The organism is Xanthomonas sp. 60 (genome assembly GCF_011761925.1).
The window spans coordinates 43,034-64,746 of the sequence record NZ_JAASQW010000003.1; the positions used below are offsets into that span (position 1 = coordinate 43,034).

Consider the following 21,713-nt stretch of genomic DNA (forward strand, 5'->3'; position numbering starts at 1 on the left):
GTGTAACCCTAATGAGATCGAAATTATTTTTTCCTACCTTCCTGCCCCGCATCACTCCCGTTATTGGGCCTGACATAATCCTGCTTGTAATCCGAAATCTGACCCGTGCTATTCCTGCCCAGGTTACCGAAGCTCGAATTAGCTGCGAACTGGCCAAGTGTCCCGTTGAAGAACATCGCGGCAATCGGCGGCGTCATCACCATCAGCACCGACATCAGCAATCCTATTCCGCCCTGCTGAATGGCCGCGGAATTGAGGCCGCCGCCGAAACCGAGGCCTCCCGACATCCCACTGGAGGCCGCGTAGGCCACCAGCATTGCGGCCGCTGTCACCGCGACAAGTTTGGTCGCCAGTGACACCATGAAGGCGAGCACGGCCATCGAGAACATTGTGCCGACCCCGTAGAGCAACCACCTCTTGAACAGCTCTTTCGTCTGGTCGAAGACCAGGCAGAGAATGAACAGGGGACCAAAGCCGACAAAAAGTACCAAGGCGAGCTTGTAAAGAAGCAGCATGGCGCCGCCAATGACTGAGGGCCCCGCGATGCCGATGCCGGTCAAATTGACGATCTGGCGCTGATCGTCAGCATTCTGGTTGTCGCCACTCACCGGCAACGCGTCCATCAGAGCGAAAATGAGCCCCATGGCCTTGAGGTTATCGTCGATCGAGTCCTCGACGTCTTCATCGTCACCCGTCACAACATTATGGATTGCGCCAGGAAGGTCATCGGTGAGCAGCTTGGTGAGATTCGTACCCGCGAACGACATGGTGGTCGCGGCGATCACAACCAGGAACGCACGAAGCGAGCTCACGACCAGACCCATCAGCGACTCGCGGCTGCGGCCGGTGATGATCATGAAGCCCTGTATCAATACCCACAGCGTGACGAGCGTGAGCGCCATGCCACCGACCCACTGCATCATGCGCAGCAGCAGGTCGGCCTGGAACTTCTCCACCTCGGTGTTGACGAGGTCGAAAATCTTGGAGAAGAACGCCCACTGAATGAAACCGCTGAAATCGAAACCGCCCATCGAACTGCTCCTGGTTCTTAGATGCCCGGCAGGCCCGGCAAGCTGAGGCTGCCGTTGCCCTTGAGCGCATTACGCGTCAGCGCTGAGCGCGAGGTCTGGATATAGGCCTTGCGGGCCTCGTACGCGGCCATGTACGTCTGGTAGCGGTCACGATCATTGTCCATCAACGTGTTCAGTGCGATGAGCTCGTTCGTGTTGTATTGGACATCGGCGTAATCGTTGGCGCCCAACGCACGTCGCCTGTCCTCGATCTGCTTGAGCCGATCATAGTTTTCCTTCGCTCGCTCGAACATGCGCATGGAGAACCGGTACTGCGCAAGTTCCGTGCGTACGAGCTCCTGGCACAATGCCAGCTGCTGCTGTCCGAGCGTTGTCGACGTGCCTGCGGCGCACTGTTTATCGATCGCGACACTCACCGTGGTGGGCTGCATCGCGTCGAGCTTTTCATCGCCCGAGGGCTCGACCACCATCGCGGTGGTACTGCCGGACCGGGGTGCGACGCGCAGCTTCTTGTTCAACTCGTTCAGACGCTCGTTGACGTTGCCCGAACCCAGACGGTCCTGGACAACGCGGATCTCGCGCTGGGTGGTGCGATCATTCACCTGCCACGCCGCCATGGCGACGCCGGTAACGAGCAGCGACACCACAGCCACGGGCGCGACGATCCATCGGGTCGCAGCCGGCAATGGAATGCGCTGGCCGAAGGTACGGGTCCACGCGCGACGGAAGCTCGACGGGTCAGCGCTGCGACGGTGTCCTTTGATTGTCATGTTCCACCTCGTACTTGATCAGATTCGTTATCAACAGCCTCGTGATACGTCATCGCAGGGCTGTCTGTCGTGCTGCTGCAGGCTTGCTTCGGCCAGTGCCCTTGCGGTTGGCGTAGAAGGCCTCCAGCCATTGTTCCGGGGTCAGCTCATTGGCCGCCACGCCATGGCGCTGCGCCTCTTCGTCCAGGACCTTGTCCATGACTTCGATATTGTCCGTGCTGGCCGAGATGACTGCCAGGACGTCGTCCATGCCGCGCAGGTTGAGCTGGCATACCGTCGACGCCTGCCCCTGCTTGACCAGGAACGAGCGTGAACGCTCGTCAAGATTCACCACGACCTCGAACTCCGCATCGGTGAGCTTGAGCCCTTCGATGTAGTCATCACGGGAGGCATTGGGATTGGGCAGCAGAATGAGGGTAGCAGTCTGCTCGATCAGCGCCGCCGAAATATCGCTCGCCAGCGCATCCTCCGGGCTCTGCGTTGCAAAGATGCCGAGACCATTCTGCTTACGGATGGTTTTCTGCTTGTTCTTGGCGAAATCCTTCAGCGCTCCACCGCCGTCCAGGATCTTCCAGAATTCGTCCATCACGTAGATCAGCGGCCGGCCGTCGATCAGCTCTTCCAGACGATGCAGCAGGTAGTTCACCACGGGCACGCGCACTTCCGCGTTTTCCAGCACGTCGGTGTAATCGAAGCCGATGATGTTGGCCCGTTCCAGGTCGATGACGTCCACCGGATTGTCGAACACCCAGCCGAGCGTATTGCCGTTGGTCCACTTGCGCAGGCGCGCATACAGGCCATCGTCGCCCATGTTCGGCAGGCTTTTCTGGAAATTGGTCATGGTGCGCAGGTGCTTTGGCATGTCCAGCATGCTTTCCACCGCACGGAAAATGTCCTCGTCTTCGCGTGCGGTGTAGCTGGTCTTGCCCGCCAGCACCTTGATCAGATTGCCCAGGAACTGGACGTTCGCGTCGGTGCGCTGGCACTGGAACGGGTTGAAGCCGGTGGGCTGGCCGTTGTCCAGCGCGAGGTAGTTCCCGCCACAGGCACGCACGAAAATTTCCGCGCCGCGGTCCTTGTCGAAGAAGAAGATGGTCGGTGACGGGTCGTACTTCTGCACCTGGCTCAGCAGGAAGTTGATGAGCGCGGTCTTGCCCGTACCGGACTTGCCGATCACCATCGTGTTGCCGATGGCCTTTTCACCAAACGAATTCTCCGCCGGGTGGCTGTAATGGAAATTGAAGTAATACGGCTGGCCGTTCGTGGTCTGCAGAACCGTTACGCTTTCACCCCAGGGATTGTTGTCGCGCTTGCCAGTGGCGAAATTATGCAGCGGTGACAACCCGAGGAAGTTCAGTGAGCTCACGTTCGCCAGACGCGTCCGGTACTTCCAGTTGCCCGGGAGCTGCGAGTAGAACGAAGAGCACACCGCCAGGTCTTCCTTGGCCGACACGAAGCCGGCATTGGACAGTTCTGCGCGGGTGGTCGCGATGTTCTGCGAAAGCTGCTTCTGCTCGTCGGCGTACAGCGCGATGATGAAGTGGTACTCACCGAGCACGAAATTACCGGACGCCACCTGGTCCATCGCATGGTCCATCTCGATGATCTGGCTTACGGCCTTGTCACCGGAAGAAATCATCATGCCCTTGGTCCGCTCCAGCACCTTGAGCGCATCCTGCCGACCCATGGGGCTGAAGGAGTGGGTGATCACATACTCGAAATCGAGATACTTCAGGCCGTTGAGGATGCCCGGGTAGGTGGCGTCGGTGAATTCCTTGATGTTGAGGATCGCGCCGTACTGGTTCTTGCCGCCAGGCGCATTGATGACGAAGTCGCCCGACCGGGCCGAAAACATGTGCCGGGCGACCGGAAGATAGTCATACACGGGCGCGCGCAGCACGGGCACCGGCTCATCGAGACGGTTGAGCAGGTAGCCGAAGAACGTAAGAGTCTCCGAGAACACCACGCCGTTGGCTTCTTCATACATCCCCAGCTGGCGCGGGGCGTAGTCCTTGAGTACCGCTTCCACATTGCCGGCAAGCTCCATCACCTTGGCAACGGCCTGGTCCTGTTCCGACTGCAGGCGCGTGGTGTCGGTGGAGCGCTCGACGAACTTCTTTCCGGTCACGATGGGCCGGTAGATCATCGTCAGGTACAGCTCGTTCTGCATCACTTTCTGTGATGACAAACGCTCGAAATAATCATCGGACAGGGCCTGGTTGAAGGTCTGGCCGAAGCTGCTGCGCATGTCGACCCGGCCACGGCGCCGGATATCGTGAACCCAGAAGGCAACGTTCACGAAATCCGGCGCGCGCAGTGTCTGCAGCATCCGGTTGAAAGTCTTGTGGTGCTGCTCCAGGTCCCACTCTTCCCGGCCGACAAATGGCAGCCCATCGAGCCGCCAGACAATGAGAAAGTCGCCACCGGTCGTCTTCACGACATGCGGGGACACGTGCGAAGACAACGGGATGAATTCGGCAATCGAGGTATCTGGCGACAGCATGGGGTCAGTCCGGGAGGGTTTCTTCTAGCGTCTTTCGGTAGCTGTTGGGCGTGAACACCCACATGCCGTTATGGTGCTTGATGTTGCGGACCTTGCTGCGGAACTGCCAGCGCAGTCCCAGCAGGCGGAACACCATTTCGTCCCGCCTCGCCATCTGCCGCATGACCATGATCACGATCGGCAGAAGGGCGAGGAAGAACATGTTGATGTAGAACGTGAGCAGGATGCACGTGCCGGCCGCGATCGCAAAGGGAATGTACGGCACTCCCAGGAACATGGCCGGGCGCGTGCACCCGCGGAACAACACGTTCTTATGCATACCGCAGCAGGCTTTCCACGATGATCATGCCGGTTTCGGTGGTCGAATCACCCGGCACCAGCATCTTGGCCAGCTGCGCCGCAGCGCCGATCAGGAAGCCGCCGATCAGGACCGGTGCGACATCCGAGAAACGCTTGTGTGCGAAAGCGATCTGGTAGCCGGCGAAGATCACCGCAATCGTCACCACCGCCAGCGACGCCGCGTTGAGCAGGCCGTTGATGTTGTTGAAGAAACTGGTCACCTTGCCGGTTGCCGCAGTGTCCTGCGCCATGGCAACCACCGGCAGCAGCAGGGCGGAGGTGGTGGCGATGGCCTTGCCGGCGAAGGAAGACAGGCGACGCTTTGCTTCATGCTTCATGGGTGTATCTCCGTATGGTTGGGGGATTGCGTTGAAACAGGGGTATGGCCGTCCGTGGGCCGGATGACATCGGGGTCCTAGAAAACAAGAGCGGCATCGCGTTCGGGCGGCACGTTGCGGGGCGCGGGAGCCGGAGCCCGGAGTGCGGGGGCGGCAGCGCCATTTTCGGGCAGGCTACTGGCCCCACCGGCGGCGGGCTGTGAAATCGGTGGAGCGCCCATCGGCTGCAGCAGCACGGGCGCATCGGACGCTTGCATGCCGCCTACGCGGGCAGGTCCAGCGGGCCATGCGGGGGAGCCTGACTGTCCGTCCTGGACCGAAAGACTGCCCTGCACCGGTGGCGCGCCATTGGCGGGATAACCGGGATAGACCGGTGCTGGGGTCGCTGCCACGCTCCCCAGCGCCGTCCGGGCCAGGGCCGCCTCCTCGATCCGCCGCAGCACGCGACCGGAGGTGGACTCCACGGGCACACGTACCTGGCGCACCGGACCTGCGGACCGGGGCGCCTGGGTGCGGATGACCGGAATCGCGCTCACCCCTTGCGCCACGGTGGCACCCCGCCAGGAAGCGATCACCTTGTCGACATAGCCATGCCGGAAGCCCGTGGTGAAGTTGCCCGAGTAGTAACAGCTGAAGGCCTTGCCCCAGTCCTGCCCCGAGCGCTGGTAGCACTCGGCAAGAATCCGCGAGCCGGCCTGCACATTGGGGCAGATGCCGAACGCCTTTTCATAGGTGTCCAGGCCCTGCTTGGCCAGGTTGTACCGGTTGACCTGCGCGATGCCCAGCGAAAAGTTGAAGCCCTCACGCTCAAGCATCCGGGTCGTCGACAGCGCCTCACCAAGGTTCTTCGGCTGCCGCGCCAAGCGGCCCCCTACCACGCCGATGGCGTAGGGGTTGAACGAGGATTCCACCTGCACGACGTGGCGCATCACCTCGTTGGGCACTGCAAGGTCGGTGCAGGCCATCATTTCAATTCCTGGCAGCATGCCGTCGCCCTCCCCCGCTGGTAGTGATGCGCGTGATCATTGTGCGAGTGCCCGCGTCGGATCGAAATCGATGCCCGTGATGAAGCGGCGTCCCGCATGCGCCTTGATGTGGACCACGATGTCGATGGTCAGCTTGAGCAGCCGTTTGATGACCTCGAACTCCAATCCCGAGCCCTCCGAAGACGCCTTCACCATCAGCGCGAGCTGATCCCAGGTCTGCGCCGTACTACCCGCATGACAGCTGGTGATGGAGCCTGGATGGCCGGAGGCGCAGTTGCGGATGAAATAGAACGACTCATCGCCACGCAGCTCGGCCAGGATGATGCGGTCCGGCTTCATGCGCAGGCACGCCTCCATGCACGTTTTGGCGCTGATGTTGCTCGCGCTCTGTCCACCTTTGGAGTACAGAAGATGCACCACGTTGGGCTGGGTGAGAAACAGCTCGCGCGCATCTTCGATGGTCACCAGACGCTCCTGGTCGGAGATATGGTTCACCAGCGACTTCATGAAGGTCGTCTTGCCACTGCCAGTGGCACCCGAGACGACGATGTTCTTGTGGTACTGCACCGCCTTGCGGAAGAACCCGGCGTAGTCACGCTGCGCCCTCAGCTCGCACAGCTCGCGGTCGTGGTCGCTGATGCTCGGCGCCTGCTCGAGGATTTCCGAGAAGAAGCCATCGTTCTCGTACTGCTCCAGGGATTTGCCGAAGCGCGCCGGCAGACGGATCGTGATCGAGACACGGCCCGAATCACAGGCCGGCGGGATCACGAACTGGGCACGCTGGCCGGTCGGGAAGGTGAGCGAGACCATCGGGTCGGCATCGGTGATGCGCTGACCGGTGTTGCTCTCGTTCACCACCGATGTGCAGAACTGCCTTGCGCGTTCAAACGTCAGCGTCGGCACGTCCACGCGCTGCCAGCCAGCGCGTGTTTCCAGGTACAGCTCGCCTGGCCGGTTGATGCAGATTTCGGTGACGTCCGTGGACCGCATGTGCTCCCCGATTCCCAGTATCTCGTACTGGTAGTCGAGGAACCCATTGTCGACGTGCGCGACGAGCTCCGCTCCGGCATTCATGGCCAGGCCCCCGCTCACCGGATCACGGCCGAGAAATCGACGTCGCGCGCGACATAGACGTTCACGATCGTGCCCTGGTTGATGGTCACCGTGGCCGGGCGGGACATGTTGCGCTCCATGGCCATGTTCGCCAGACGCTCCATCGTGCGGGCCGTAGCGCTCTCGTAGGGGTTCTGCACGATGGCGCCGTTGACGATCGCCGACTGCTGCGGGCCATTTTCCGCCGCCGCATACTTGAAGGCATCGCTGAGCACACTGATCAACAGCGACGAGGCGATCCGCTGGCCCCAGTGGGCGTCGTAGTGACCCGGATTGCCTGCCGAACCGAGCATGTCCACGCCCGGGCTGCGCATGTTGATATCCATGCCGGTGGGCGTGGTGATGCGGTCCCAGACGATGGCCACGCGATCACCGATCATGTCGCCGCTGCCATACGACCCCTGCACCTTCGATCCCCGTGGCAACAGCAGACGCTTGCCATCGACCGAGTACACCGGCTCGGTGACCACGCAGGAGGTATATCCAGGGAAGTCGGAGATGACCCGGGCCTGCAGCACGCAGCGGATGTAGGTGCCACGCAGCAGCAGCGTATTGGGCTTGTAGAGGGGCTGCGCGCTGGTCGGGCCGTCGGCCGGACTGGCCGGGGCCGCAGGAGCCTGCGCAGCACCCGGCATGCCGGGCACGCCGGCCATGCCGGGATAGCCGCCCTGCTCTTCCTCGCCCGGATAGCCGGCCGGCGCCTGGCTGCCGCCGATGTCCTGCATGCGGCGATCCATCAGGGAAAGTACGTTGCGCTCGCGTCCACCGCCACCCGACATCGGCATGGCAGGTGCACGTGTGTCTTCGATGACCGGCAACGGCGGCAGCTCTTCCATCTGCTGCGGTGCGGCCTGCACCGTCGGACGCTCGGGCGGCAGCTCAGGGAAGTCGCGCGGCGCGGCCGGGATGACGACCTCGCTGGTCTGCGCCCTGCGCACAGGTTCTTCCCTGCCGGACAGGCCGCCGGAGAAGATCCAGATCGCCAGTGCGACGAGCGCCACGACGATCGCACCAAGGAAAACCAGCGCCTTGCGGTTCAACCGCTGCACATCATCAGCGCGCAGATACGGCGACTCACCGTCAAGCTCCGGATCCACCGCATGTTCGCGCCGGGTATAGGGATTGGGCGCCGGCGCCTGCTGCGCGCGTGCGGACTCTTCATCATGTTCGTTGGGAGGAATCTGGTTCACAGCTCCGGTCTCCTGCGCAGCGCGATTGCGTTTTCGCCGTGCCGCACGACGAGGTAGGCGTAGGTGCCATGCACCACGATGGTGTCTCCTTCCACGGTGGAGTTGACGATGAACTCCTCGCCGGACTTGCTGTCACGGGCGAAGATCGCCGGGAAGTTTCCACTGGGGAAGCGCAAGCGGTCGCCCATCCGGATGTAGGTGAAGCGTCGATCGTCATACACGCTGGAAGGCACCAGCCATGTCGGCTTGCGCTTCTGGTAGGTGTAGTCGTAGTCGAAGTAGTAATCACGCCCAGGCACGACCTCGGTGCTCAGCTCGGAGGCGGCAACCTCTTTTGCCGTCGCGTCCTTGACGGCGAACGTGGTGTCGGCCGGGTAGACGAAACGCACCTTGTACTGCACGCCGGATGTCTTGGCATCCTCCAGCGCGCGCCAGTTGGTCGCCACCACCTTCAGTTCGAAGATGTAGGAATGGGCCGCCGTACGCACCAGCAGGTTCGTATCCACGTCCACATTCTTGGGTTTCAGATAGAAGACGTTTTCGCGACGGCTGATCTCCCAGCCCCCACCAAAACCGCTGCTGTAATCGAGAATCTCCTCATGCGGGCTCAGCTCGATCTGGGTGGTGATGCCCAGACCGGTGCGCACGGTGTAGATCTTGTCGCTGCCGTACTCGTACTCTTCAATGACCTTGGCCGACGCGGGCAGCGCGAACGCCACCAGTGCCAGTACCGCAAGGCCGCCGCGCAGGAAAACCTGCATCAGGCTGCTCATCGTGCCACCCCTCCTTGTTGATTCCTTGCGGCGCCCTGCGCGGCCGGAGCCGCCTGCGGGGCTGTTGTGGCCGGTGCGACACCCGGGGCGGGCTGGGCGCCTGCCGGGTAGCCGGCCGGCGCCGCGGCCGGTGCGCCCGTGGCCGGTGCTGCGGCCGGATAGTTGCCTGCAGCTTCGTCCGGATACGCCGGGTAGCCTTCCGGTGCGCCCGGATAACCGTTGGCTGCACCCGGTTGCGGCGCAGCCGGAACCGGCGCGGGCGCGGGTTCGAATGCTGCCGGGGATTGGACCGCAGGCGCGTAATCGTTGTCGACCCGGTAGTTGTTGACGCGGAACCCGAGCGGATTCAGCAGACGATCCTGGTCACTCAGACGCAGGTTCGGATCGTAGGCGAACTCCAGCGTGGCGATCTTGCTGTCCAGTGGCTGGGACCGTCCGGTGCCTTTGTCGTAGATGCTTCGCTGGAAGCGGACCGTCGCCCCGGTGGGACGCTTCCCTTCGCCGCCGCCGATCAGCACGATGCTCATGATGCGCACGTGCAGCGCCTTGCCGGGGCCATACACCAGGAACGGGCGTTCGGGGTTGCTCTGCGCGTGCAGTTCCATGTAGCCCGGTGCAACGCCAGGGCCGGCCATGGACAAGGTCGTGCGCCAGTTGCGCTGGCCGACCAGACCCGAGTCATACGACTCACGGGCCAGGATGAACTGCGCCACGTTGCTCTTGTTGATGGCCTCCTCGGCGGTCACATCGCGCTCGGCGAAGTTGCCCGTCAACCGCGCGACCGACGCTGTGCCGGTGTACGGATCGGCCACCACCAGGTAGGGCACCTTTTCCTTGAGCGGAAGGAAAAGGAAGTACCCCCCCGCCAGCAACAAGGACATGGCGATCGCTGTCCACGCCACCATCCAGGCGCGCTTCTCGCTGCGGCGAGCGCGCTCTGCCAGCGTGAGTTCGAAGCTCACCCCCTGTGCAACCGCCTTTTCCACTTCGGGCGTATTGGTGTTCTTCTTGCCGAACATTCTGTGCGCCTTCCGTTACTGAGCAGGAGAGGTGGCAGGTGCCACCGCAGTCGGGGCTGCCGCAGGCGCCGGGCTGCCCGCGACGCTGACGACCAGGCGGTTACCGTCCACCGCCACTGCCACGTGCTGATCAGCGTAGGCCGCCGAAAGCGCCGCCGCGGCCTCGACCGCACTGTAGGTGCGGATGCGCGCAACCGGCGCGAACAGGGTGTAATCGTTCGGGTGCAGGTAGGCCAGGGTCAGTCCGGCGTCCTTGGCCCAGCGCGTGACCAGACCCTTGAGGGTGCTGTCCACCGGCGCGGCCTGGAAAACATAGGACTGGTTCAGCGGGATGGCGTGCGTCACTTCGGACATCCGGTTGACCGGCATCCACTTCCCCTTGGGCTCGGGTGCTCCGGGTGTGGAACAGCCCGCCAACCATGCGATGGCCACACACAGTGCCATTCTTTTCATCAGCATATTCGACCTACTGCAGTTCACAGAGTCACCATCAACGAGTAATACGACCGCAGCAGAACGCTGCCCGAGACTCCGCACAGGGAGCAAGCAAAAGACGCCAGGAATCAATTCAACGCAGTCCCCGGCAGTGCCGGGCATGACGTACGACGGCTGCTGCCACCGCACTGCCACCGGCAGCCAGAACTTCCAGCTCTAGAACAACGCCCCATAACAAAGTCCTTTTATCCCTGCTGTCCTGTGAAGAGGTCTGTAGAAAGATTACGGCTATCAGAAATCGCTACTTCAGTTGGGCGGAGCATAACGAACCCTTCACCTGAATGGTGTGAAAACGATGTGACTGTTGTCCCACTTTTCGCCACATTGCTCCGAACCCGTCGATCGTGGTCGCGCCCTGCCCAGTGCCGCCATTTTCCTCGACGGAAAACGTTTACACAACGTGTGCCTCGCCGTTCCGATCTGGCAAGATGCGACGCGCAGGCGCACTTGGCGCCAGAAGAGGTGGACAAATGGATCAGACCAAGATGGAAGAGTTCGTCGCCAACGCGGCGCTTCTGGCCGGGCACCTGACGCAGCAGTGCGAACGTGCCGCCGCAGACCAGCGCGCCGCGTCGGCGTCGCTCGAGCAGGCGGCGGCCGATGTCGGAAAGGGGGTTGCTGCGGGACGTGCGGAACTTGCCCAGACCCTGCGCGGTGCCGTACGCGATGCGTTGACGGCGGAGGTCCCCAGCGCTGTTGAGGCCATCGCGCAGAGCGGAGACCGGCTGCAGTTGCTCGCCGACCAGTTGGAACGAAGCCACGCCGCGACCGCCAGGCGCATCCAGACGCTCGCGATGAAGGCTCTGGGCGCTACTGCGCTGGCGTCTTTGGCCATCCTCGGTGCAACGGGCTACATGGCCTGGACCAACGTGCAGCGCGCCGAGCGTGCACAGGTGCGCGCGGAGGTCATGGAGGCGCTGGAGCATGTCACCATTACCGCGTGCGACGGCGCGCCCTGCATCAAACTCGAGGATGGCGCGCCGCGCTGGTCCAAGAACGCGGATTACATTCTGGTGGATACGTCCGCGACCCCTTAAGCTGCTTGCCGCTTGACCACCACGCCCATGCGTCCCTCCCCCGCGTCCAGGCGGGGCAACGTCACGCCGGCTGGCTCCGTCCACGTCTGTCGAAGGAATGGCTTTGAACACCACACGTTTGATGATATCCGCTGCCCTGGGCCTGCTTCTGGCGCTTGCTGCCGTCTATCTTGCCGGCATGCTGGCGCTGATGTTCCTGGGCCTGGACATGGGCGCAGTCAAGTTCGGGACGTATTACCAGTACATAAGCCATCTCGACCATCCGCGCGTTCTCCCGTACGCAGGGCGCATCAAGGCGGCGGGCATCATTGCCGCCGGGCTCATGCTGCTGGTGTGGGCAGCTCTGACGGTGATGCTGGTCAAGCTGCGCAGCCACGGAAATCTGCATGGGCAGGCCCGGTTCGCCGGCATGATCGACCTGGCCAACAAGGGGTTCTTCAAGCAGAAGGACGACGGCATCGTGCTGGGGCAGATGAATGGCAAACTCCTGCGCCTGACGGGCCAGCAGTTCGTGATCCTTGCCGCCCCTACCCGTTCGGGCAAGGGTGTCGGCGTAGTCATTCCCAATCTGCTGGACTACCGCGAATCAGCGGTCGTGCTGGACATCAAGCAGGAGAACTTCGACCTCACCTCGGGCTGGCGGCAGTCGATCGGGCATGAGATCTTCCTCTTCAACCCCTTTGCCGAGGACCGGCGTACGCACCGCTGGAACCCGCTGACATACGTGTCGGCCGACCCGGCGTTCCGCGTATCGGACCTGCAGGCAATCGCCGCCATGCTGTATCCGGACGGCGATGAGAAGGACAAGTTCTGGACCAGCCAGGCGCGCAACGCGTTCCTGGCCTTCACGCTGTACCTGTTCGAACAGGCCGATGACGGGATGCCAGTAGGCGGCCCGCCGACGCTCGGCAAGGTGCTGCGCCTGGCGACAGGCGACGGTGGCGAACTCAAACCCTACCTGCAGGGGCTTTCGCAGGCCAGCTTCCTGAGCCCTCAGGCACGGACCGCATTCGCAGGCCTGCTCTCGCAGGCTGATGTCACCTTCGCCTCGATCATGGGTTCCTTCCGCGAGCCCCTCAACCCCTGGCTGAACCCGGTCCTGGACGCGGCGACGTCCGCCGATGACTTCCGCCTGGATGATGTCCGCCGCAAGCGCATGACGATCTACGTCGGCATCCAGCCGAACAAGCTTGCCGAGAGCCGGTTGATCGTCAATCTGTTCTTCAGCCAGCTCATCAATGTCAACACGAAAACACTGCCGCAGAACGACAAAACGCTCAAGCATCAGTGCCTGCTTCTGATGGACGAGTTCACCTCCATCGGTCGGGTGGACATCATCTCCAAGGCGGTCGCGTACATGGCCGGCTACAACCTGCGACTGCTGCCGATCATCCAGTCCATGGCCCAGCTCGATGCGGTCTATGGCAAGGAGCTCTCCCGCACGATCATCACCAACCACGCGCTCCAGATCATCTACGCGCCTCGTGAGCAGCAGGACGCCAATGATTATTCGGAAATGCTTGGCTACACCACGATCAAGCGCCGCTCACGTACGAGATCGCATGGCCGGGCCGGCTCGGTCTCGGACAACGAGGTGATCGAACGGCGTGCGCTGATGCTCCCGCAGGAGCTCAAGTCGATGGGGCCGGAGAAGGAGATCGTTCTCTATGAGGGACTGGCGCATCCGGTCCTTTGCAAGAAGATCCGTTATTACAAGGACGGCTACTTCACCAAGCGCCTGCTTCCGAAGGCGGACGTGCGTCCGTTGACGCTGGGCTGAGCCGACCGGGGCTGCAACGCGGGAGGCCGTGGGAGCCACCTCAGAACAACGCCCCGGCCCGCGGATCCTCCTCGCGCCCGATCGGACGATAGCCCTGCCATTGCGGTGTCATCGGCGTGCCGTGCGGGTTGGGTGAAAGGTGGACGAACAGCCCGTCCACCTGCGCCAGCAGCAGGCAGTTGTCGACCTCGCGCAGGTCGTCCTTGTGCAGCTGCTCGGCCCCGGCCAGCAGGTGCTGGCGCGCCTTGGTTTTCGCGCCTGCGGCATCGCGCGCGACGAACAGGCCGAACTCATGCAGTTCGGCCAGTACGCCGCGGCGGTAGCCGCCCATGTTGACGAAGAACAGTTTCCAGCCGGAGGGCTCGGGTGCAGGCGCGAGCGTGACATCGAATCCATCTGCCCACACGACGGCGGCATAGCCGTCCAGGTGCAGGCTCGACGGATCCCCGAACCAGGCATCGCGCAGTGATGGATAGGCATCGGGGATGCGCTTGACCGCAGCGAACTGCACGTCGTGCACCTCGATGTTGCTGCGGCCCGCCGTGCCGCCGATGTAGAACAGGTACAGCCGACGGCTGCTGCGCGGCACGGTAGGCATGTGGGCAAGCCGGATGGAAGGCCGACAAGCGTACCGCCCTCAGCCCGGGAATCGTGGCCCGCGCCGCAACCGGATCGGACCGGCTGCCCTGGCGTCGGGATCAAGCTGTGTGCCGCCCTGCGTGATCTCGATGACGCCGCACCGTGCCAGCGCCGTCGCCGCCTCGCGTACCGATGGCATCAGGCCCCGCCACTGCGCTTCATCGTCCGCCTGCGCACGGGCAACTTCGGAAGGGCAGATGGACGCTGCAGGGGCGCGTTGGCCCAGCAGTTCGAGGATGCAACGGCTCAGGGAATCCATGTGCCGAGCGTATCAGCCCTTGAAGCCTGATTTCTTTCACATACCGGCGGCCGCGATTCACCTGCCTGCCCTGGTCAGCACCGTATGCTGCAGCCCTCCCCGTCACGCAGTGAGCCCTCCCATGCATGTCCTCCTCACCGGTGCCACCGGACTCGTGGGTCAAGGCGTTCTCAACAGCTGCCTGGCAGCGCAGGACGTCACGGCCGTGACACTGCTCTCACGCAGGCCGACGCGTTCGACCGAAGGCCGCGTGGCCGAGATCGTGCTGGAGGATTTCACGCAGGCCGGCGCCCTCCAGGCGCAGCTGGCCGGGATGGATGCGGTGTTCTACTGTGCTGGCGCACCGCCGGTGGGCACGGCGGAGGACGAATACCGGCGCGTTACGCTCACCCTCACCCTGGCCGTGGCGCGCGCCTTTGCCGCTGCCAATCCGCACGGCCGCTTCATCTATGTCTCCGGCGCGAAATCGGACCCGGAGAGCAGCATGATGGCGCTGCGGATCAAGGGCCAGACCGAGCGTGCGCTGGAACAGCTGCCCATCCCCACCGTGATGATGCGGCCCGGCGGCATCCTGCCCGAAGATGGAACGGCCAGTCCCCATGGATTGCTGCGCACACTGCATACGCTGACGCGGCCGCTGAAGGGCGCGCTGGTCAAAGGCCTGCCGGCGATGGCCACCACCAACGCCCTGTTGGGCCGCGCGATGCTCGCCGTGGCGCGCATGCAGTACCCGCCGCGCGTGGTGGAGAACCGCGAAATCAACGCACTGGGTGGGGAACAGGACGCCTGATCCGCAGACAGCCCCGCCCTGCCTTCGGGCACCCCGGCCGGGTCAGGTCTGGCCCTGCGGCACGGCCGCCGGCTCAGCGAGCGCTTGCGGCCTTGCGGACTTCCGCACCGACGCGGGCCTTGACGCGGTCAACGTCCGGGTTGCCAGGGCCGGCGTAATCGAACGCCTGGATCAGGAACATTGTCTGGTCGCCGGCGGTGATGCAGTAGGACACCAGCGAGCGCCCCGCGTTGCGCGGCGCGGAGACGTGTACTGCCAGCGTCTTCTGATCCTGGTCCACCCGCGTGGTATAGCCCAGTGCAGCGGCCCCACGCGCGACGGCGGCACGGCACGCGCTCATGCTCAGCCGGGTTGCCGGAAAACGGTCCACGTCGTAGCCCAGGCTGAAATCATCGGCGGCCGCAGGGCGCGCCACGCCCATCGCCGAACCTGCGACCAGCAGCGTTAGAGCAAGTATCTTCATGCAGCCTCCTGTGCGGCCGGGACCGGGCCGGCGGTCATGAACGTACGAAGATTTCAACACGGCGGTTCTGCTGGCGGCCGCTCGGGTTGTCTTGGCCATCAAGCGCATTGGGCGCCACCGGCTCGGTTTCGCCATAGCCCCGCGACGACGCCTGCTGTGCTGCACCGCGCTGCCGCAGCGCCGCCACCACCGATGCGGCGCGCCGCTCGGAGAGCGCCTGGTTATAGTCGTCGGCCCCCTTGGAATCGGTGTGTCCACGCACCTCCATGCCGCTGGCTTTCACCTGTGCCAAGGCACTGGCCAGCGTGTCGAGCAGGCTGGCCGCGTCGGGTCGGATGTCCGACTTGTCGAAGTCAAACAGCACACGGTCGTTCAAGGTGATCAGGTAACCGCAGGGCGCACCGGGAGGTGCGAACTTTTTCAGCGGTGGGAATCTGCCTGCCGGCGGCAGTCGCGGCATCGGCGGCATCTTCACCGCGCGTGCGGGAGGCCCGAGCGTACCGGTGCCATCGCCGTTGTTGGTGATCAGCCCGGCCTCGCCATTCCAGGTGCCGGAGCCATCCGCGTTGATGCGCACCAGCCCCATCGGGCCGTTCCACGTGCCGCTGCCATCGCCATTGTTGGTGATCAGCCCGCTGTCGCCGTTCCAGGTACCGGCGCCCTTGCCGTCCAGCTGGATCAGTCCGGCAGGCCCGTTGTAGGTGCCCGACCCGTCGGCCTGCACGGTGATGATCGCATCGTCGCCCCCGCCTTCGGCGCGGCCGTTGATGGTGCCGCTGCCATCGGCGTTGACGCGCACCAGTCCTCCCTCGAAATTGGCGGTGCCGCTGCCATCGGGGTTGATCATGAAGATGCCCTCGTCCCCGTTGCGGAACAGCTGTCCGTTCTCATCGACGCGGGTGATGCCACCGGCGTTGATCAGGCTGCCCGAGCTGCCGCAGCGGGCCGGCGCCACGGTGACCCCGGCCATCGGGTCGAGGATGGCCTGCAGGGAAGATTCCAGCGCACGTTGGGCCGGTGTCACGCCGATGATGTCCGGCACCACGATGGTGGGGATGACCGGCATCTCGGGCACATCGGCGGACGTCTCCTCCGCAGCGCCGGGGGCTTCCATGCGGGACGCTGTGGAACGCTCCTCAGGGGCTGCGGTGTCCGCCCCCTGCGGCGAGCGCGAGCACCCGGCGAGCACGACGAGAAACAGGGGGGCAAGGTACAGCGGACAAGGACGCGGAAAGGAGCTCATCTGATGGATCCATCCAGGACTGCGGGCTGGGCAGCATCCTATCCGGCGCCCCTTCATGCCACGTGAAGCCGGCAACGGCGCGCAGACGCAGCGCATGGCCGTCCTGTCGCGCAGGGGCATGAGGCTTTCCGGTGCGGATCGAGATCGGCGTGCACGCCCGCGCGGCCCTGCCGCACGCACGCCCACGGGCGGCCGTCACGCAAACGCGTCTTCCACGTACCGATGCACGCTGCGGAACGCTTCGTCGGCTGCCTCGATCACCTGCCGCTCCTGTTCCGGCATCAATGCCTGGGTATCCAGCGCGGACGTGAACTGGCGCCAGTGACGGGCGACGCCGTCGGGGTGGGCCGCCAGATGGCGCGCGCCGAAGCCCGCGTCCAGCCCCAGCCGGGCAGCCATCTTGAAGAGCACAGCGCCGCCCAGGTGGGATCCTTCCGCCACGTACAGCCAGCCCAGTGCCGTCGGCAGCGGGGCACCCACCAGCGGAGAGATGGCAGGCACCGGTGGCAGGGGCTGCCCCAGGTCGGACAGGTCCTGCGCGATCTTCTGCAGACGGCGCCGGCCGTCCAGGTCGGGCAGCACGGTCGTCAGTTCATCGCTGGCGTACAGCGCATCCACCACGCTGTGGAACTGGTACTGCACCCGCAGGAAGCGCGCGAAGCGCAGGCGGCTGCCGAAGATGTCGCCGGCCATGATGCGCTTGTCCAACGCATCATGGCTGCCGCGCGTAGCAGCCTTCAGACGCAGGCTGCGCGGCATGTCGGACAGGTCCGGGTCGAGGCAGGTTTCGGAACTCATGGCAGGGGTCTGCGAATCCATAGAGCGGGAGCGGTCGGTCCAAGGCCAGCGGCGCGATGCAGCCGGGGCCGGCATCCCGTGCAGCGCCGGCGATTCGAGATGATAAACGTCCGGGCTGGACGTCGATGACCGGGCTGACGTGAAACAGCGTCAACGCGCGTTCCGGACGCACGGTAGGTGACAGACGACAATCATTCTCGCTACCATGTAAACGATTACATGGAGCCACGCAGTAAAAATGGAAACCCCGAACACCCTTACCCCGAGCCCCGCTCCGAGCCCGAAGTGGCAGTACCGCTTCGATTTCTTCGCCCGCCATGGCGCCCCGAAGACCAAGGAGTACCGCCAGGCCCTCAAGGCCCTGCCCTTCGCCGGCAAGATGAAGGTGAACATCAACCTGTTCGCGCTGTTCTTCGGCTGGATCTACCTGCTGATCCTGGGCATGTGGCGCAAGGCGCTGGTGGTCATCGGCATCAACGTCGTGCTGATCATTGCCTCGTTCCTGTTGCCGCCGCTGATCATGCGCGTATTGTTCGCCACCCTCGGCATTGCGGTGGCGATGAGCACCAACTACGGCTATTACCTGGAAAAGGTAAAGGGCAAGGAAAGCTGGAACCCGTTCGAAGGCCTGTTCTGAGTGCCGTAGAGCGCAGCCCAGCTGCCTGACGCAGCGAGCACGTCGAAGGCCCGGAGCGATCCGGGCCTTTTCTGTTGTCCGGCTCAGCCGTGGCAGCTCATGGCGAAGCCGCAGGCGCTTTCTGCAGCACGGACCGCAGGAACGCGATCACCGCCGTCCCGCTCTCCCGGTCCGCCCGTGCGTAGCCCTGCGGTGTGCCCCCGACCTTCAGGTGCGGACCCAGGTCATGCCGGCGTGTGGTGGGCTGCCACAGCGGCGAGATCAGGTGGCCGGCATCGCTGAAATACAGAAAACGGTCGGGGTAAGTACGTGGGTGCCGCGCAAGGTAGCGCTGCGCGACGACGGTCATCTCGCCCGAGGCCCCCAACTGATCATCGCCCCCCGCCACCAGCAACAACGGCCCCTGGATTTTTTCGATGGGCAGCATGGCCGCGCTGAGCTGCGCCTGTGCCTGGGCATCCCCCTCATCGAGCCAGGGTGCATCCTCGCGGTACGGCAGGAAGGGAAGGTCCTTCCCTGCGAGGGTGAGCCCCGGCTCATCGACCGCACGGAAGTCGGCCGGCGCAACGTCACGGCGGATGCCCCGGAACGGTGCCGGGCTGCCCACGAACGAAACGACCGCGTGCAGCCGGGGATCGTGCGAGGCCGCCGCCATAGCGACCGTGCCGCCCCACGAGCCGCCCATCACCCCGATTCCCGAAGGGTCGACGAATCGCTGTGCCTGCAGCCAATCCACGGCGGTGAAGACCGGATCGATGGGCACCCGCACCAGGTCCTTGGGCAGCCCGGGCATGCGGTAGTACGCCACGGACATTGCCACGAAACCGTGCGAGGCCAGCCACGCCGCGTACATGTCCGCACTCTGGATGCCGCCCTCGGAACCACCCAGCGTGATGACGGCGGGATGGCGTCGGCCGTCCGTGCGTGCGTGGGCGGGCAGATAGAGATGGGCCGTCAGCCCGGCGTGCTCCACCGCCGCAGTGGTCACCTTCTGGCCGCCCAGCCAGCGTCGAAACGACCGCGTTGCTGCGACCTGCCCGGCCTGGACGACGTCCAGCGTGAACTCGGCGGGCATGAAGTCCAACCGCCCGTCCTGCTTCTTCACCGGAAACGGCAGGGGGCGGGCCGGGCCTTCGGGCTGCATGGACCAGAGCAGGCCGGTAGGGTCCACGCCGAGGTAGGTGCCGGATTCCGATGCGCTCGTGGAGGGGTCGACGCGGCCTTGAAGATCGGCGCGATAGACGGCGCGCGACTGCCAGCTACCGCCCCCTGCGTCCTGCATCGACAGCCTCAGCTCCACCACCCCGGTGGGCTGCAGTCCAGAGACGTGCACGCCGAGCGGCGCATCGGCAAGGCTGTCCGGCGCCGCCACATGGAGCTGGGCGGCGGTGGCGTGGAGGCAGAGAAACAGAAACGGTAAGACGGCCAGACGGCGCATGGCGGCGGACTCCATAGAGGGGCAGGCAGCGTGCACCCATGCGGCCTGTGCGGGCCGTTCCCTGGCGCCAGCCGTGCACCTGATGGCGTGGACCGTGCAACGGGCCTATGGCAGGTGGGGCAAGGCGGCCGCGAGCTGGGCCCGGTACTGCCGGCTGACGCGCAGCACCGTGCCGTCGAGCAGGGTCACCTGCGCGTCCTGATTGCGGCCGGCCGTGAGCGCCACGACGCGTGCCACGTTCACTGCCGAGGAACGGTGGATGCGGACGAACCCATGCGGCGCCAGCAGGCCTGCAACGTTTGCGATGCTGTCGCGGAGCAGGTGAACGCGCCGACCCACGTGGATGCAGACGTAATGTCCGGCCACATCCAGATGATCGATCTCATGGGGTGACAGGAACACGGTCTGATCGCCTGACGGGACAGCCAGTCGCGATGCCTGGGGTACCACGCCACTGCTGCGATCCCGCACCCGACGCAACGCGAGCTGCAGGCGATCGGCATCGACCGGCTTCAGCAGATAATCGACGGCGCCGATCTCCCAGGCGCGCAATGCGTGCTCGCTGTACGCCGTCACGAAAACCACGTGCGGCACCAGGGCCTGGAGATGCCGCACCAGATCCAGGCCGCTGCCATCGGGCAGACCGATGTCGAGCAGCACCAGATCCACATCGCCACGGCGCGCACGATCGAGTGCGGACTCGACGTCGGCCGCTTCGCCGACGAGCAGGACGCCAGGTTCACTGGCAAGCAGGCGGATGAGGCGTGCACGCGCGAGCGGGATGTCGTCCACGATCAGCGTGCGGATCATGGCAAGGCGGCCTTGACCCAGGGCATGCGCACCGTCGCGGTGAACCGCTGGCCCTCACGCTGCGTGGTGAGCGTGGCTGGCGGACCGTACAGCAGCGCCAGACGCCTGCGCAGGTTGTCCAGGCCAATGCCGAGGCCGCCCGCACGCTCGTCCTGGACACTGTTTTCCACCGAAAGCACAAGCGTCGCATCGCTGACGGCTGCACTGATCAGGATCCCCCGCCCGTGGCCACTCGGCGCCCCATGCTGGATTGCGTTTTCCAGCAGCGGCTGCAGCACCATCGACGGTACGCTGGCATGCCAGGCGGCAGGTTCGACCTCGATGTGCATCGCAGGCGCTGTCGCCAGTACCTGGTGGAGCTGCATGAACTCCGCGGCCGTGCCGATTTCCTCGCGCAGCGACACCTCGGGTGGGCGCTCGAGCAACGCGCGCAGCAGGCGCGCCACATGGCCAAGGGCGCGGTCAGCCAGCGCGGCGTCACGGTAACCAAGCTCGCCGATGGCATTGAGTGCGTTGAACAGAAAATGCTGCTGCAGCCTTGAGCGCAGCGCCTCCTCATTCAAGCCGGCAAGCTCGCGTTCTCGTCCGCGCCTCAGTGCTGCGTGCCCGAGCAGCTGGCCGATGCCCATGACCGCGAGGTAGAGCGGAATCGCGAACAGCGCCGTTGCCACGAGTGCGCTCTGGTTGGCGCGCAGATCAAACAGCACGGACTCAGCGCCCCCCGTCATCCGGACCAGGGCGTGGCCGGCCAGCCAGCCCAGCGCCGTCAGCAGCGGAATGGCCAGCACGCCCCCACTGGCAAGCAGCACCAGGTGCCGCGCACGCCTGCCGGTATCGACGATCCAGCACTTGGAAAGGTGCAGCAGTGCTGGCGTGCCCAGCGCCCACGGCAGGTAGCTGCCGATCAGGAACACGAACGCTTCGAAAAACGCTGCCAGGCCGCGCGCCTGAGCAGGCGGCGAAGTCAGAACGACCGCCGGAGTGTAGGCCAGCGCGAGAAGGAGCCAGCACAAGACAATCACGTTCCACGACGTGCGTTCGGGCAACCCGCGTCGCGGAATCTGCTTTTCAGGTGCAGTGACGGAGCCGAACCGATTCATGGACAAGCAGGTGAGGCGAAGGGTTCCAGCTTAACCGCTCAGCTCCTCTGCAGCCCTGCTGTCCGGGGCCCGCAAGAGCTTGGATGCCCGGCTTTCACACTGCCTGACGGTTCGTGCCTGTAGACAGCGGGCATGACCTCCCGGGCCCTGGAGCGTGGTTGG

At 64.5% G+C, this 21,713-nt stretch carries 23 protein-coding genes; 4 read left to right on the forward strand and 19 right to left on the reverse strand.

What is annotated here, in order from left to right:
• Positions 1–23: 23 nt before the first annotated feature.
• From FHY09_RS07150 to FHY09_RS07200, 11 genes are all read right to left on the reverse strand, one after another.
• Positions 24–1,031 (reverse strand): type IV secretion system protein, encoded by a 1,008-nt coding sequence (locus FHY09_RS07150; protein ID WP_166925635.1) that lies wholly within the window; start codon positions 1,029–1,031, stop codon positions 24–26.
• A 17-nt stretch (positions 1,032–1,048) separates the two neighbouring features.
• The gene (locus tag FHY09_RS07155) at positions 1,049–1,801 is read right to left on the reverse strand and encodes a hypothetical protein (protein ID WP_166925637.1); all 753 of its coding nucleotides are present in this window, start codon (positions 1,799–1,801) and stop codon (positions 1,049–1,051) included.
• A 49-nt stretch (positions 1,802–1,850) separates the two neighbouring features.
• Positions 1,851–4,304, reverse strand: a complete 2,454-nt coding sequence (locus FHY09_RS07160) for a VirB4 family type IV secretion/conjugal transfer ATPase (RefSeq protein ID WP_166925639.1) — start codon at positions 4,302–4,304, stop codon at positions 1,851–1,853.
• 4 nt (positions 4,305–4,308) lie between these two features.
• Positions 4,309–4,623 carry a VirB3 family type IV secretion system protein gene (locus FHY09_RS07165; RefSeq protein WP_166925641.1) on the reverse strand — a complete coding sequence of 105 codons (315 nt, stop codon included), beginning with the start codon at positions 4,621–4,623 and terminating at the stop codon, positions 4,309–4,311.
• On the reverse strand, positions 4,616–4,981 hold the full coding sequence (locus FHY09_RS07170; protein WP_166925643.1) for a TrbC/VirB2 family protein: 366 nt from the start codon (positions 4,979–4,981) through the stop codon (positions 4,616–4,618). The genes FHY09_RS07165 and FHY09_RS07170 overlap by 8 nt, the downstream gene beginning before the upstream one ends.
• A 77-nt stretch (positions 4,982–5,058) precedes the next feature.
• Positions 5,059–5,967 (reverse strand): transglycosylase SLT domain-containing protein, encoded by a 909-nt coding sequence (locus FHY09_RS07175; protein ID WP_166925645.1) that lies wholly within the window; start codon positions 5,965–5,967, stop codon positions 5,059–5,061.
• Between the two features lie 36 nt (positions 5,968–6,003).
• Positions 6,004–7,041 (reverse strand): P-type DNA transfer ATPase VirB11, encoded by a 1,038-nt coding sequence (virB11, locus tag FHY09_RS07180; RefSeq protein ID WP_166925647.1) that lies wholly within the window; start codon positions 7,039–7,041, stop codon positions 6,004–6,006.
• A gap of 14 nt (positions 7,042–7,055) precedes the next feature.
• A complete protein-coding gene (locus FHY09_RS07185) occupies positions 7,056–8,270 on the reverse strand; it encodes a TrbI/VirB10 family protein (RefSeq protein ID WP_456362728.1) in 1,215 nt (404 codons plus the stop codon).
• Positions 8,267–9,043, reverse strand: coding sequence for a TrbG/VirB9 family P-type conjugative transfer protein (locus FHY09_RS07190; protein WP_456362729.1), 777 nt, complete (start codon positions 9,041–9,043; stop codon positions 8,267–8,269). Before FHY09_RS07190 ends, FHY09_RS07185 begins: the two co-directional genes overlap by 4 nt.
• The gene (locus FHY09_RS07195; protein WP_208407660.1) at positions 9,040–10,062 is read right to left on the reverse strand and encodes a type IV secretion system protein; all 1,023 of its coding nucleotides are present in this window, start codon (positions 10,060–10,062) and stop codon (positions 9,040–9,042) included. Before FHY09_RS07195 ends, FHY09_RS07190 begins: the two co-directional genes overlap by 4 nt.
• A 15-nt stretch (positions 10,063–10,077) precedes the next feature.
• A complete protein-coding gene (locus FHY09_RS07200; RefSeq protein WP_456362730.1) occupies positions 10,078–10,416 on the reverse strand; it encodes a TcpQ domain-containing protein in 339 nt (112 codons plus the stop codon).
• 611 nt (positions 10,417–11,027) lie between these two features.
• On the opposite strand from FHY09_RS07200, the gene FHY09_RS07205 reads away from it, so the two are divergent.
• Complete coding sequence (locus FHY09_RS07205) at positions 11,028–11,594, forward strand: hypothetical protein (protein WP_166925651.1); 567 nt, start codon at positions 11,028–11,030, stop codon at positions 11,592–11,594.
• 121 nt (positions 11,595–11,715) lie between these two features.
• A complete protein-coding gene (locus tag FHY09_RS07210) occupies positions 11,716–13,374 on the forward strand; it encodes a type IV secretory system conjugative DNA transfer family protein (protein WP_166925653.1) in 1,659 nt (552 codons plus the stop codon).
• Between the two features lie 40 nt (positions 13,375–13,414).
• Here the strand turns inward: FHY09_RS07210 and FHY09_RS07215 are convergent, their stop codons facing one another.
• Positions 13,415–13,972: a DUF1543 domain-containing protein gene (locus FHY09_RS07215; protein WP_166925655.1), complete on the reverse strand. Its 558-nt coding sequence runs from the start codon at positions 13,970–13,972 to the stop codon at positions 13,415–13,417.
• Between the two features lie 39 nt (positions 13,973–14,011).
• A complete protein-coding gene (locus FHY09_RS07220) occupies positions 14,012–14,272 on the reverse strand; it encodes a DUF3253 domain-containing protein (protein WP_166925657.1) in 261 nt (86 codons plus the stop codon).
• A 121-nt stretch (positions 14,273–14,393) separates the two neighbouring features.
• Between FHY09_RS07220 and FHY09_RS07225 the strand changes: the two genes are divergently transcribed.
• A complete protein-coding gene (locus tag FHY09_RS07225) occupies positions 14,394–15,062 on the forward strand; it encodes an NAD(P)H-binding protein (protein ID WP_166925659.1) in 669 nt (222 codons plus the stop codon).
• Positions 15,063–15,135: 73 nt separating this feature from the next.
• On the opposite strand, the gene FHY09_RS07230 is transcribed toward FHY09_RS07225, so the two are convergent.
• The 3 genes from FHY09_RS07230 to FHY09_RS07240 all read right to left on the reverse strand — a co-directional run bounded on the left by FHY09_RS07230 (position 15,136) and on the right by FHY09_RS07240 (position 17,566).
• A complete protein-coding gene (locus FHY09_RS07230) occupies positions 15,136–15,525 on the reverse strand; it encodes a DUF6180 family protein (protein WP_166925660.1) in 390 nt (129 codons plus the stop codon).
• A 34-nt stretch (positions 15,526–15,559) separates the two neighbouring features.
• Positions 15,560–16,768 carry an OmpA family protein gene (locus FHY09_RS07235; RefSeq protein WP_166925661.1) on the reverse strand — a complete coding sequence of 403 codons (1,209 nt, stop codon included), beginning with the start codon at positions 16,766–16,768 and terminating at the stop codon, positions 15,560–15,562.
• A 195-nt stretch (positions 16,769–16,963) separates the two neighbouring features.
• Positions 16,964–17,566 carry a biliverdin-producing heme oxygenase gene (locus FHY09_RS07240; protein WP_456362731.1) on the reverse strand — a complete coding sequence of 201 codons (603 nt, stop codon included), beginning with the start codon at positions 17,564–17,566 and terminating at the stop codon, positions 16,964–16,966.
• A 238-nt stretch (positions 17,567–17,804) separates the two neighbouring features.
• Between FHY09_RS07240 and FHY09_RS07245 the strand changes: the two genes are divergently transcribed.
• Positions 17,805–18,203, forward strand: coding sequence for a DUF2628 domain-containing protein (locus tag FHY09_RS07245; protein WP_166925665.1), 399 nt, complete (start codon positions 17,805–17,807; stop codon positions 18,201–18,203).
• Between the two features lie 97 nt (positions 18,204–18,300).
• Here the strand turns inward: FHY09_RS07245 and FHY09_RS07250 are convergent, their stop codons facing one another.
• From FHY09_RS07250 to FHY09_RS07260, 3 genes are all read right to left on the reverse strand, one after another.
• Positions 18,301–19,641 (reverse strand): acyl-CoA thioesterase/bile acid-CoA:amino acid N-acyltransferase family protein, encoded by a 1,341-nt coding sequence (locus FHY09_RS07250; protein WP_166925667.1) that lies wholly within the window; start codon positions 19,639–19,641, stop codon positions 18,301–18,303.
• A gap of 105 nt (positions 19,642–19,746) precedes the next feature.
• Positions 19,747–20,451: a LytR/AlgR family response regulator transcription factor gene (locus tag FHY09_RS07255; protein ID WP_166925669.1), complete on the reverse strand. Its 705-nt coding sequence runs from the start codon at positions 20,449–20,451 to the stop codon at positions 19,747–19,749.
• Entirely contained in the window at positions 20,448–21,464 is a 1,017-nt protein-coding gene (locus FHY09_RS07260) for a histidine kinase (RefSeq protein WP_166925671.1), read from the reverse strand. The genes FHY09_RS07255 and FHY09_RS07260 overlap by 4 nt, the downstream gene beginning before the upstream one ends.
• Positions 21,465–21,713 lie beyond the last annotated feature (249 nt).

Coding starts and splice junctions, on each gene's coding strand:
- FHY09_RS07200 (WP_456362730.1), bottom strand. CDS start 10,416: ATGTCCGAAGTGACGCACGCCATCCCGCTGAACCAGTCCTATGTTTTC.
- FHY09_RS07170 (WP_166925643.1), bottom strand. CDS start 4,981: ATGAAGCATGAAGCAAAGCGTCGCCTGTCTTCCTTCGCCGGCAAGGCC.
- FHY09_RS07205 (WP_166925651.1), top strand. CDS start 11,028: ATGGATCAGACCAAGATGGAAGAGTTCGTCGCCAACGCGGCGCTTCTG.
- FHY09_RS07175 (WP_166925645.1), bottom strand. CDS start 5,967: ATGCTGCCAGGAATTGAAATGATGGCCTGCACCGACCTTGCAGTGCCC.
- FHY09_RS07165 (WP_166925641.1), bottom strand. CDS start 4,623: ATGCATAAGAACGTGTTGTTCCGCGGGTGCACGCGCCCGGCCATGTTC.
- FHY09_RS07235 (WP_166925661.1), bottom strand. CDS start 16,768: ATGAGCTCCTTTCCGCGTCCTTGTCCGCTGTACCTTGCCCCCCTGTTT.
- FHY09_RS07245 (WP_166925665.1), top strand. CDS start 17,805: ATGGAAACCCCGAACACCCTTACCCCGAGCCCCGCTCCGAGCCCGAAG.
- FHY09_RS07210 (WP_166925653.1), top strand. CDS start 11,716: ATGATATCCGCTGCCCTGGGCCTGCTTCTGGCGCTTGCTGCCGTCTAT.
- FHY09_RS07225 (WP_166925659.1), top strand. CDS start 14,394: ATGCATGTCCTCCTCACCGGTGCCACCGGACTCGTGGGTCAAGGCGTT.
- FHY09_RS07150 (WP_166925635.1), bottom strand. CDS start 1,031: ATGGGCGGTTTCGATTTCAGCGGTTTCATTCAGTGGGCGTTCTTCTCC.
- FHY09_RS07230 (WP_166925660.1), bottom strand. CDS start 15,525: ATGAAGATACTTGCTCTAACGCTGCTGGTCGCAGGTTCGGCGATGGGC.
- FHY09_RS07195 (WP_208407660.1), bottom strand. CDS start 10,062: ATGTTCGGCAAGAAGAACACCAATACGCCCGAAGTGGAAAAGGCGGTT.
- FHY09_RS07160 (WP_166925639.1), bottom strand. CDS start 4,304: ATGCTGTCGCCAGATACCTCGATTGCCGAATTCATCCCGTTGTCTTCG.
- FHY09_RS07250 (WP_166925667.1), bottom strand. CDS start 19,641: ATGCGCCGTCTGGCCGTCTTACCGTTTCTGTTTCTCTGCCTCCACGCC.
- virB11 (WP_166925647.1), bottom strand. CDS start 7,041: ATGAATGCCGGAGCGGAGCTCGTCGCGCACGTCGACAATGGGTTCCTC.
- FHY09_RS07190 (WP_456362729.1), bottom strand. CDS start 9,043: ATGAGCAGCCTGATGCAGGTTTTCCTGCGCGGCGGCCTTGCGGTACTG.
- FHY09_RS07220 (WP_166925657.1), bottom strand. CDS start 14,272: ATGGATTCCCTGAGCCGTTGCATCCTCGAACTGCTGGGCCAACGCGCC.
- FHY09_RS07240 (WP_456362731.1), bottom strand. CDS start 17,566: ATGAGTTCCGAAACCTGCCTCGACCCGGACCTGTCCGACATGCCGCGC.
- FHY09_RS07215 (WP_166925655.1), bottom strand. CDS start 13,972: ATGCCTACCGTGCCGCGCAGCAGCCGTCGGCTGTACCTGTTCTACATC.
- FHY09_RS07155 (WP_166925637.1), bottom strand. CDS start 1,801: ATGACAATCAAAGGACACCGTCGCAGCGCTGACCCGTCGAGCTTCCGT.
- FHY09_RS07255 (WP_166925669.1), bottom strand. CDS start 20,451: ATGATCCGCACGCTGATCGTGGACGACATCCCGCTCGCGCGTGCACGC.